Source organism: Frankia sp. AgB32 (assembly GCF_023243045.1).
Classification (GTDB): Bacteria; Actinomycetota; Actinomycetes; order Frankiales; family Frankiaceae; genus Frankia.
This window is the reverse complement of the sequence record NZ_JALKFX010000092.1, coordinates 26,245-36,696: the sequence shown is the minus strand read 5'-3', so window position 1 is coordinate 36,696 and position 10,452 is coordinate 26,245. Positions and strand designations below refer to the sequence as shown.

Below are 10,452 nucleotides of genomic sequence, written 5' to 3'. Positions count from 1 at the left end.
CCGGGGCGGCCCCCCCCCCCCCGCCCCGGGGCGGGGCGCCGGGGGGGGGGCGGCCCCCCCCCCCCGCCGGCCGCGGCGATGGCCGCGGTGACGGCGCGGCGCCGGTGGCTGACGAACTTCTCGATGCTCGTCAGCCACGTGCTCGTGCCCCCGGCGATGGAGACGGTGCTGGCCGCCCTCGACAACCGGGTCGAGGCGTTCCTCGCCGCCGGTCACGTGTGCACCGTGATGGGCACCGAGCAGTACTCCCCGCTCGTCGCGGCCTACCGCACACCCGTGGTCGTCACCGGGTTCGAGCCACTGGACGTCCTCGACGGCGTCCGCCACGCCGTCGAGCAGCTGGAGGCGGGCCGGGCCGAGCTCGCCAACGCCTACCCCCGGGCGGTGCGCCCGGAGGGCAATCCGGCGGCCCGGATGATCCTCGCGGACGTGTTCACCGTGTGCGACCGCGCCTGGCGCGGCATCGGCACGATCCCCCGGTCCGGCTGGCAGCTCTCCCCCGACTGGGCGGACCTGGACGCCGCCACCCGCTTCGACGTGGCCGACCTGCGGGTCGCCGAGCCCGCCGCGTGCCACAGCGGCGAGGTACTACAGGGCCGGATCCGCCCGCCGGACTGCCCCGCCTTCGGGACGACCTGTACGCCGCGGCGCCCGCTCGGCGCGACGATGGTCTCCGCGGAGGGCGCCTGCGCCGCCTACTTCCAGTACCGCCGCCTCACCCCGGCCGTCCCGTCCAGCCCGGCGGTGGACCGTGACTGACATAGCCGGCGTGACCAGCGCCACGGACCTGACCGGCTGGACCTGCCCGGCACCTCTGCGGGATCACGAGCGGATCGTGCTGGGCCACGGCGGTGGCGGAGTGCTGTCCGGGGAGCTGGTCGAACACCTCTTCCTCCCGGCGTTCGCCGCCGCGACCCCGACGGACGGCGAGGGCCGGGACGAGCACGGCCGGGACGAGCACGGCCCTGCCGGCGGCGACCGGCTGGCGGACGCAGCGGTCGTGCGGATCGGCGGCACCAGGGTCGCGTTCACCACCGACTCCTACGTGGTGCGGCCGCTGTTCTTCCCCGGCGGCTCGATCGGCGAGCTCGCCGTGCACGGCACCGTCAACGACCTGGCCTGCCGCGGAGCGCGGCCGCTGGCACTGTCCGCCGGGTTCATCCTGGAGGAGGGCCTGGAACTCGCCGTGCTCGCCCGGGTCGCCGAGGCGATGGGCCGGGCCGCCGCGGCGGTCGGGGTGCGCCTCGTCACCGGCGACACGAAGGTCGTCGAACGCGGCCTCGCCGACGGCCTGTACGTGAACACCAGCGGCCTCGGCCTCGTCCCACCCGGCGTGGACGTCCGTCCCACCCGGGCCGCCCCCGGCGACCAGATCATCCTGTCCGGGCCGATCGGCGCGCACGGCATCGCGGTGCTCAGCGTCCGGGAGAACCTGGAGTTCGGCGGGGACGTCCGCTCCGACACCGCTCCGCTGCACGGCCTGGTCGACGCGATGCTCGCCGCGAGCGTCCCCGGCGTGCACGCGCTGCGCGACCCGACCCGCGGCGGCCTCGCGACCACCCTGTGCGAAATCGCCACCGCCGCACGGGTCGGGGTGGATTTCACCGAGTCCGCGGTGCCGGTGCCACCGGCCGTCGAGGCGGCCTGCGGCTTCCTCGGCCTGGACCCACTGCACATCGCCAACGAGGGCCGCCTCGTCGCGTTCGTCGCCGCCGCCGACGCCGACGCCGTCCTCGCCGCCATGCACGCCCACCCCGACGGCCGCGAGGCCACCGTCATCGGCTCCCTCACCACCGACCACCCAGGGATGGTCGTCGCCCGCACCGCCTTCGGCGGCACCCGCATCGTCGACCGCCCCCTCGGCGAACAACTCCCCCGCATCTGCTGACCGTGTGCCCCTGACTCAGCTCGGAGACGTATCAGAAGCTCGCGGGCGGTGCTCGGCGCGACCTTACGCAGAAGGAGTGCAACTCAGCTTTCCGGCACGATAGAGTCACCTTAGGGATAAAGACTGTCACGCAGGGCAGTGAATCTTCGGGGTGATGCGCGGCAACCGTCGCCCGGGGATCGCTCAGGCCCGGATGGACGGAGCGGATGCGCCCAACATGGACCCCCGCCGGCGGGATCACGAACTATCCCCCGGGACGGCGCATCGGCCTGATCATCTCGGCCCTCCTGCTCGTTGCCTCCGTCGTTTCTTTCTGTGTTCTCGTAGCCCTGAACGCACCCTCCCATGAGCAGTCGCGGACCTATGACACCGAGGAGAGTTCGCACCCCGCGCTGAGCGCGCTGGTTCTGTTCGTGATGCTGCCACTCGGACTGACCTTTACCAGCGTTCTGGGCAGAGATGCCTACAACCACCGACGGCGCGCACAGGGCAGATACACCCCGGTCGAGCGGGAAGCGTTGGAGCGGGCGGCCCAGTGGCAGGTCGACTCCCAGCGGAGCTGGGCCGCCGCCCGGACACTTCTGGGTCACCTGAGCACCGGCCAGCCCATGCCGGAACTCACCTTCTGGGGGCCTCTACTACAGCCAGACGAACGGGCCTACCTGCACCTCAACGCGCACTACGCCCGCCACTACGGTGTCGGCGCCGACTATGTCCACACGACCGGCTTCTTCCTCGGCAGCGCCCCCTTCGTAGCTTTCGGCTACGCCATGACCGCACTCGGAAATCACAGTCGCAGGCAGGCCGCGCTGGTTGCCTCTGTTCCCCGGTGGCGTGAGTTCGCGCCTGCTTCGGTCATCGTGACCGACAGGAGACTTCTGTGTGAGGTGCATGGTCGCTGGCTGTCGTTCTACCCATCCGGCGCCGCCGCGATCTATCCGGACCCGGCCGACTGGTCGGTCGTCCTCGCCTTCGACGACACAGAACCGCTTCGCTTTTCCGGACTCACCGGCCCGGCGCTGGCCGTCGCCGTCGTCTGGCTGGCCTACGGCCAACGTGGGCTCGTGGAGCATCCAGGCCTGGCTCGACTTCGCTGAGGACGGATCTCCCCGGCCGGTACCCTGCCCAGAGATCTAGGCGACGGCGCTGATGCGGACGACGCAGTCGTTGGCGGCCAGGTAGACCTGGTCGCGGGCGCCGGAGTCGAGGCGCACCGTCGGTGCGTCGGGGGTGGCGGTCGCGACGTCGATGTCGACGCCGCTGGTGACGTCGCGCAGCGTCAGTTCGCACGACTCGCCGCCGTTGAAGTCGCGGACCTCGACGTTGACGGCGGCGGGCGGCTGGAAGGCGCTGCTGTCGCCGTTGTTCGACGCGGTGAACGGCAGGGTCGCCGCACCGCCGCCGGGCAGGGCCTCGACCACGCAGTCGGGGGCGGGGTGGTCCACGTCCAGATGGAACTCGCCGGTCAGGTGGACCTGGTAGGTCGCCGTCCCGTACACCGTCCCCGGTGCCGTGACCCCGGGCGGGTTCGCACCGGCACGCGGCGTCAGCGTGCACCCCGTGTCGTTCCCGGACTGACGGTCGCTGATCATCAGCCGCCACGGCCCGGTGGCGGTGTAGGTGAAGCCGTCCGACGCGGCCGTGTCGCCGCCGCTCCCGCCGTCATCACCGTTGCCGCCGCCGGTGAGCAGGACGGCGGTGACCACGCCCGCCACGAGCACGACCGCCGCGATCGCGCCGGCGATGACGGCGCGGCGCCGGCGGCGCGGGCGCGGCGACCCACCCGGTGGCGACGCACCGGGCACCTGGCCCGTCGGGCCTGGTGTCGCCACCCCGGAGAGGTTCCATGGCGATGTGCCGCTGGCCGTCACGTCACCGGCACCGGCCGGCGCCGGCAGACCGGGCACGGCCGGGGACGGCCACGACGGCGGCGGACTGCCCGAGGGAGACGGGGTCTGCACGGTGTGCGGGACGGCTCCAGGGGCCTGCGCGGCCACGTCCCCCGCGACGACGCCCGGCGCGGTCCCGGTCTGGCGCGGCGCCGCGGCGCTGTCCGCGGCCGGCGCGGCCGGCGACGGCGGGAGGATGTCCGGGCCGAGGATGTCGACCAGCTCGGCGCGCAGGGCCTCGGCCGTCGGCCGGTCTCCCGGCTCGCGGGCCAGGGTCCGGCGGACGACCTCGCGCAGCGGCTCGGCGATCCTGGTGTAGTCGACCCGCGGCTGTTCGTGGACGATCCGGTAGGCGACCGCCTCGGCCGGGCCCTGCCCGTACGGCGGGACGCCCGTGGCGGCGTAGCAGACCAGGCCGCCCCAGGCGAACAGGTCGCTGGCGGCGCCGATCTCGCCGCCCGTGACCAGCTCGGGCGAGAGCCAGCCCGGCGTCCCGATCACGGTGCCCGTCACGGTGAGCTGGCCGGCGTCGCGTACCGCGGCGACACCGAAGTCGATGACGACCGGCCCGTTCGCCGTCCACATGACGTTCGACGGCTTGAGGTCGCGGTGGATCAGCCCGGGGGTGTGGATGGAGACCAGCGCGTCCGCGAGGCCGGCGGCGAGCCGGCCCTGGTCGGCCGCGTCCAGCGGGCCGTGCCGGTTGATGTGCTGTTCCAGGGTCGCCGCGGCGAGGAACTCGGTCGCGATCCACGGCGGCTCGGCGGTGATGTCGAAGTCGAGCAGCTTGGCGGTGTGCCGGCCGCGCACGCGGAAGCAGGCCTGCAGCTCCCGTTGGAAGCGCACCCGGAAACTCGGGTTCTCGGCCAGCTCCGAACGGATGATCTTGATGGCGACCTGACCGAGCGGGCCGTCGGCGAGATAGACGACGCCCATCCCCCCGCCGCCGAGCCGGCCGAGCAGACGGTGCGGCCCGACCTGGACCGGGTCGGACAGGCGCAGGGCGGCAACCGTGACCGGCACCGGATCGGTGGACATCGCGCGATCCCTTCCTGTGCCCGGATGTGGTCCGCGCCGGCCGCTCAGGCCAGACCCGGCCGGTAGGGCCCCCGACAGCGACAAATCCCCTGGATCGTAGCGATCGGGGACCGGATGTCGATCCTCGGTCGGCCATCTGACCTCAGTGGATGGCTTGTCCGCGGCCCTGGCGCGGGCCGGTGGGCAGGCGACGGCGGGCCGCCCGCGTCCCCGCCCGGCGCGGATCTGTGGACGACGGAGAGAGACCACGGTGGTTGTCCACAGCGCCGGACCTCGCGCCGACCACCTCGGACGGCTCGCCGTAGGGTGGCGCAATGACCTCGCCGTCCGGTTCCGTCCGCGATGCTTCCGGTCCCGCCGGCGGCCCGGTCGCCGCCTCGGCGGGCACGAGCGACGAGGTGCTGCAAAGAATCTTCGGCTACGACTCGTTCCGGCCCGGCCAGCGCGAGATCATCGAGCACGTCGTCGGCGGCGGCGACGCCCTCGTGCTCATGCCGACCGGCGGCGGCAAGTCGCTGTGCTACCAGATCCCCGCGCTGGTCCGGCCGGGCACCGGAGTGGTCATCTCGCCGCTGATCGCCCTCATGCAGGACCAGGTCGACGCCCTGCGGGCGCTGGGCGTGCGCGCCGGCTTCCTCAACTCGACCCAGGACCTCGACGCCCGCCGGGCCACCGAGAGCGCGCTGCTGGCGGGCGAGCTCGACCTGCTCTACCTCGCGCCGGAGCGGCTGCGGACCGAGTCGACGGCCCGCCTGTTCGACCGGGCGAGGATCTCGCTGTTCGCCATCGACGAGGCGCACTGCGTCGCGCAGTGGGGACATGACTTCCGCCCCGACTACCTGCTCCTGTCGATGCTGCACGAGCGCTGGCCGACGGTGCCGCGCCTCGCGCTGACCGCCACCGCGACCCCGGAGACGCACCGGGAGATCACCTCTCGGCTCGGGCTCGCGGACGCCCACCATCACGTCGCGAACTTCGACCGGCCGAACATCCAGTACCGCATCGTGCCGAAGAAGGAGCGGAAGTCCCAGCTCCTGGAGCTGCTGCGGACCGAGCACGCCGGTGATGCGGGCATCGTCTACTGCCTGTCCCGCTCGTCCGTCGAGCAGATCGCCGAGTTCCTGGCCGCCCAGGGCATCCCCGCGCTGCCGTACCACGCCGGGCTGGATGCCCGGGTCCGCAGCGAGAACCAGGCTCGCTTCCTGCGGGAGGACGGGGTCGTCATGGTCGCGACGATCGCCTTCGGCATGGGCATCGACAAGCCGGACGTGCGTTTCGTCGCGCACCTGGACCTGCCGAAATCGGTCGAGGGCTACTACCAGGAGACGGGCCGCGCCGGGCGGGACGGCCTGCGCTCGACCGCCTGGCTGGCCTACGGGCTGCAGGACGTCATCCAGCAGCGGCGGCTCATCGACGACTCCCCCGGCGACGCCGCGCACCGCCGCCGTCTGGGCACCCATCTCGACGCGATGCTCGCCCTGTGCGAGACGGTCGAGTGCCGCCGGGTCGGCCTGCTCGCGTACTTCGGGCAGCGCGGCGCCCAGCCCTGCGGCAACTGCGACACCTGCCTGAGCCCGCCCGAGACCTGGGACGGCACCGTTCCCGCCCAGAAGCTGCTGTCCACGGTGCTTCGACTGGACCGGGAACGCCGCCAGCACTTCGGCGCCGGGCAGGTCATCGACATCCTCCTCGGCCGCCGCACCGCCCGGGTGGAGCAGTTCGGCCACGACACGCTCACCGTGTTCGGCGTCGGTGCGGAACTACGAGAGCTCGAATGGCGCGCGGTGGTGCGCCAGCTACTGGCCCAGAGCCTGCTGACCGTCCAGGGCGAACACGGCACCCTCGCCCTCACCGACGCCAGCGCCGACGTGCTGCGCGGAGCCCGTCAGGTGGCGCTGCGACGCGAGCCCGAGCGCGCGGCACGGTCCGGCGGCCGGGCCGACGCGGGTGGCGGTCGGGCCCGCCGCGGCACACCCGTGGAGCTGCCGGCGGACGTGGCACCGGTGTTCGAGGCGCTGCGGGCCTGGCGGGCCACCTCGGCGAAGGAGCAGGGCGTGCCGGCCTACGTGATCTTCCACGACGCCACGCTGCGCGAGATCGCGACGCAGCGACCCGCCGCGCTCGCGGACCTGGCCGGCATCAACGGCGTCGGCGAGAACAAACTCGCGAAATACGGCCAGCAGATCCTCGACGTCCTCGCAACCTGATCGCAGCCGGCCGCGCGGCGGACCGGGGTGGGCCGCCGGCCGGCCGCGCCGGCGGAATGCGAGCTGCCGTCCGGCACGGCGCGGTTCGGCTAGGATTCTCGCGCTAGATCCCCTGCGCCCCGGGAAGAGCGATCTCGAATGCCGGATTCGCGTCCCCACCTGTTCGCCGTCGACATCCGCGTACGAAAACGACGACCGCTCGACGACAACGACGCCCGGTTCGGCTCTTCCCCGGCAGGCGGACCTGAGTCAGTCTGGCGGCCGCGCCCGGAGACCGGTCCGCCCGAGCCGCGGCTTTCCGCCGGTGTCGACGTGGCCGGCCGGCGAGGCGGCGAGACGGTTCGCCTCGCCGGGCGGACCTGCCTGCTGGAGGGCGACCCGACCGAGCGGCTCTGCAGCGACGGTTCGTGGGTGCTGCGGGAGGGGACCGCCTCGCTGGTCGACGCGGCGCCGCGGCACGTCTGGTACCGCCAGGTCCTGGTTCGCCGGCCGGGTGACCGGGCGAGCGCGCTGCTCGCCACGGTCGACGGCCAGTTGCGGCTGCTCGCCGAGATCGGCGAGCGCTCCGGCCTGCCCACCCTCGTCGCCGGACAGCTCACCGCGACCGAAGGGGTCCTGCTGTCGACTCTCCCCCCCGGCCGGACCTGGCGCGACGTGTTCGGCCCGCCGGCGATCGGCCGGGCCAGGGCCCATCCGGTGCCCGCGCGCCCCGCGGCCGCAGCTGGCCCCACCTGCCGGGCCGAGCCGCCCGCGCGGATGGCACCGCCGAACCGGTCGACCGCCATCGCCCTGCTGCGGGCCGCCGCCGGGGCCGGCGACGTGCTGGCCGACCTGCACGAGGCCGGGCACAGCCATCGGGCGATGACCCCGGACGCCGTGCTGCTGTCGACGGCCAGCTGGAGCCGGCCGGCCGCGCCGGTCACCCCCGCTCTGCGGGACCTGGGACTCGCCGCCGTGGCCCGCCAGGCCGGCGAGGGGCCAGCCGAGTACCGGGCTCCCGAACAGGAACGGCTCGGGCTGCACGGCCCCCGGATCGGCTCGCGCACCGACGTCTTCCGACTGGCGGCGATGGCCTACCACGGCCTGGCCGGGGTCGCGCCGATCCGCGGCTGGCCGGCACCGCTGCGCGGCTGCTGTCTGCCGTTCTGCGTGCCGCAGACGCTGGACGAGGTGCTGCTGCGGGCCCTCGATCTCGACCCGGCGCGTCGGCCGGCGCGCATCCGTGTGCTCGCGGACGCCTTCCGCCTGGGCGCCTACCAGCTGGCCCGCGCCGGACGCTGACCGGCCCGGGCCCGCCTACGGCGTCGAGGCGGCGGCGCAGACCGTGGACCTGGCCAAGGCGAGGATTCCGGCGGCGGTCGACGGGTCCGGCGGCGCGCCAGCGCCGGCGAAGCGGATGCCGATGTCGGTCAGGGCGCGCCGCTCACCGCCGGCCGGCAGGTCATCCACGCAGACATGGGCACCGTCATCGCGCAGCACGGCATCGGTCCGGCCGGCGGCGACCGCCGGGAACTGGGCACGCACCCCTGCGGCGAACGCGTCCGCCGCCTCCGAGTCGTGCAGCAGGTCGAAGGCGGCAGCGGCAGCGGCGGCCGGGCGCGCCGAGGTTGCGGCTGGCCGGCCGCCCGAGCCGGTCGCACCGCAGGCCGTGAGCCCACCCACCAGCACCGCGACGATCGGTATCAGGGACGCGACGCGCCGCCCGTTCGCCATGCACTCCCCCCTGTTCATGCCGAGTCGCCGAGGCTAGTCCGCGACGCCCGGCGCCGCGCCGGCGGGGTTGCGCCCGTTCGCCGGGGCCCGTTCACCGCCGGCGCGGCGATCACCCGGCGGGATCGCGGACCCGCGGGCAGGAAAGAGACGTCGGAGACGACCGGAAACGACCGGAAACACAACTGGCCAGGATTTCGGTGCACAACGGGTCAGCTTTGGGCAAGTCGGGTGGACGACCCCACTGGGGGTCTGATTGCATGTCACCCCGACCGAGGTAGCCGAAAAGCGGGAGGGCCCCGCATGAGAGAGAGCTCCACTAACGGGATGACGACGCGAGCCCGCGACCTGCTCCACCGCTCACGCATGCTGCTCGACTCCTCCCGCGCAGCCGCCGCGCACCTGCTGGCCTCGCCCACCACCCCGTCCCGTGCGACGACCTCCCGCGCCCCCGCGGCCCTGCGCGTCCCGGCCACACCAGCCGCGGCTGCGGCGGCCACCGGTCCGGCGGACACCGGCCAGCCGACCCCCCGACCGGGATCGGCGTCGCGGCCCGGGTCGTCGCAGCCCAGGTCGGGGACGAAGCCCGAGTCCGTGGTGAGTACCGAGGTGCTGTCGGCCATCTGCGCCGACATCGCCCTGCGCGACCTCAACCTCGTGGACAGCCTGCTGTCCCAGCTCGAGGGGCTGGAGGCGCGGGAAGTGGATGCCGAGCGACTCGCCGAACTCTACGAACTCGACCATCTGGCCGCCCGGCTGCGCCGCAACGCGGAGAACCTACGGGTGCTCGCCGGACGCGACGCGAACGACGCCGTCACCGAGGCCACGCCGCTCGTCGACGTGATCCGCGCGGCGATGTCGTCGATCAGCTACTACTCCAGGGTCACCATCGGCCGGGTGGCGCCGCTCGGCGTCGTCGGATTCGCCGCGGAGGACGTTGGCCGGCTGCTCGCGGAGCTGCTCGACAACGCCACCAAATCGTCGCCGCCGACCGCCCCCGTGCGGGTCGGGGTGCATCTCACCGAGCACGGCAGCGCCCTGCTGCGGGTCGAGGACGAGGGCATCGGCCTGCCGCCCGACCGGCTGCACCGGATCAACGACCGGTTGCGCTCCGCGCCCGTGCTCGACGACGACGCCGTGCGTCACATGGGTCTGGCCGTCGTCAACCGGATCGCCACCCGGCACGCCATGCGCACCTGGCTGGCGCCGCGCCATCCCCATGGCACGACCGCCTCGGTCCTGCTGCCCGCCACGCTGCTCTGCGAACTGCCCGAGTCCAGCTGGTCGGGCACCCGCACCGTCGCCACGGCCCCCGCCGTCACGAGCCTCACGACGGCCGGGACCATCACCACCGCCGGCCCGCGGCCACCGGACCCCTCGCGGCCGGTGGAGTCGACGGACGTCGGCCTGCCCAGGCGGCGCGCCGTCCGGCCACAGGCGCACCCGACCGCGCCGAGCCGGCCGGGTGCGAACACGCCGGGCCCGAACCACGCAGGCCGCAACCCGCAGGGCCCGACCTTGCCGACAAGGACCGCGGGCGGGTTGCCGCGTCGGGTGTCGCGAAGCCTCAAGGACGCGACCGGGCCGCACCTGGTGTCCCCGCCATCACGCTCGCCGGCGGCACGCGGTGCCGACCATGAGCGGCTACTGGCCGATCTGGAGGCGTTCACTCAGGGCGAGCAAGCCGCCCGCGACGAGCAGCGAGGGGCCTGAGCCAGCC

At 73.9% G+C, this 10,452-nt stretch carries 8 protein-coding genes; 6 read left to right on the top strand and 2 right to left on the bottom strand.

From position 1 onward, the window contains the following. The 3 genes from hypD to MXD60_RS21715 all read left to right on the top strand — a co-directional run. Positions 1–759 (top strand): hydrogenase formation protein HypD (gene hypD, locus MXD60_RS21725; protein ID WP_248821183.1); only part of this gene is annotated, 759 nt, incomplete at its 5' end. Further along, positions 752–1,888 (top strand): hydrogenase expression/formation protein HypE, encoded by a 1,137-nt coding sequence (hypE, locus tag MXD60_RS21720; RefSeq protein WP_368861261.1) that lies wholly within the window; start codon positions 752–754, stop codon positions 1,886–1,888. The genes hypD and hypE, both read left to right, overlap by 8 nt. 206 nt (positions 1,889–2,094) lie before the next feature. Then, positions 2,095–2,985, top strand: a complete 891-nt coding sequence (locus MXD60_RS21715) for a hypothetical protein (protein ID WP_248821182.1) — start codon at positions 2,095–2,097, stop codon at positions 2,983–2,985. 36 nt (positions 2,986–3,021) lie between these two features. Here the strand turns inward: MXD60_RS21715 and MXD60_RS21710 are convergent, their stop codons facing one another. After that, positions 3,022–4,815: a serine/threonine-protein kinase gene (locus MXD60_RS21710; protein ID WP_248821181.1), complete on the bottom strand. Its 1,794-nt coding sequence runs from the start codon at positions 4,813–4,815 to the stop codon at positions 3,022–3,024. Positions 4,816–5,129: 314 nt separating this feature from the next. Between MXD60_RS21710 and recQ the strand changes: the two genes are divergently transcribed. Both recQ and MXD60_RS21700 read left to right on the top strand, forming a co-directional pair. Continuing rightward, positions 5,130–7,022, top strand: a complete 1,893-nt coding sequence (recQ, locus tag MXD60_RS21705) for a DNA helicase RecQ (RefSeq protein ID WP_248821180.1) — start codon at positions 5,130–5,132, stop codon at positions 7,020–7,022. A gap of 312 nt (positions 7,023–7,334) precedes the next feature. Next, a complete protein-coding gene (locus tag MXD60_RS21700; protein WP_248821179.1) occupies positions 7,335–8,303 on the top strand; it encodes a protein kinase family protein in 969 nt (322 codons plus the stop codon). Between the two features lie 15 nt (positions 8,304–8,318). Here the strand turns inward: MXD60_RS21700 and MXD60_RS21695 are convergent, their stop codons facing one another. Continuing rightward, positions 8,319–8,735 carry a hypothetical protein gene (locus MXD60_RS21695; RefSeq protein ID WP_248821178.1) on the bottom strand — a complete coding sequence of 139 codons (417 nt, stop codon included), beginning with the start codon at positions 8,733–8,735 and terminating at the stop codon, positions 8,319–8,321. Between the two features lie 300 nt (positions 8,736–9,035). Between MXD60_RS21695 and MXD60_RS21690 the strand changes: the two genes are divergently transcribed. Then, the gene (locus tag MXD60_RS21690; RefSeq protein WP_248821177.1) at positions 9,036–10,445 is read left to right on the top strand and encodes a sensor histidine kinase; all 1,410 of its coding nucleotides are present in this window, start codon (positions 9,036–9,038) and stop codon (positions 10,443–10,445) included. The last annotated feature ends 7 nt before the right edge of the window (positions 10,446–10,452 follow it).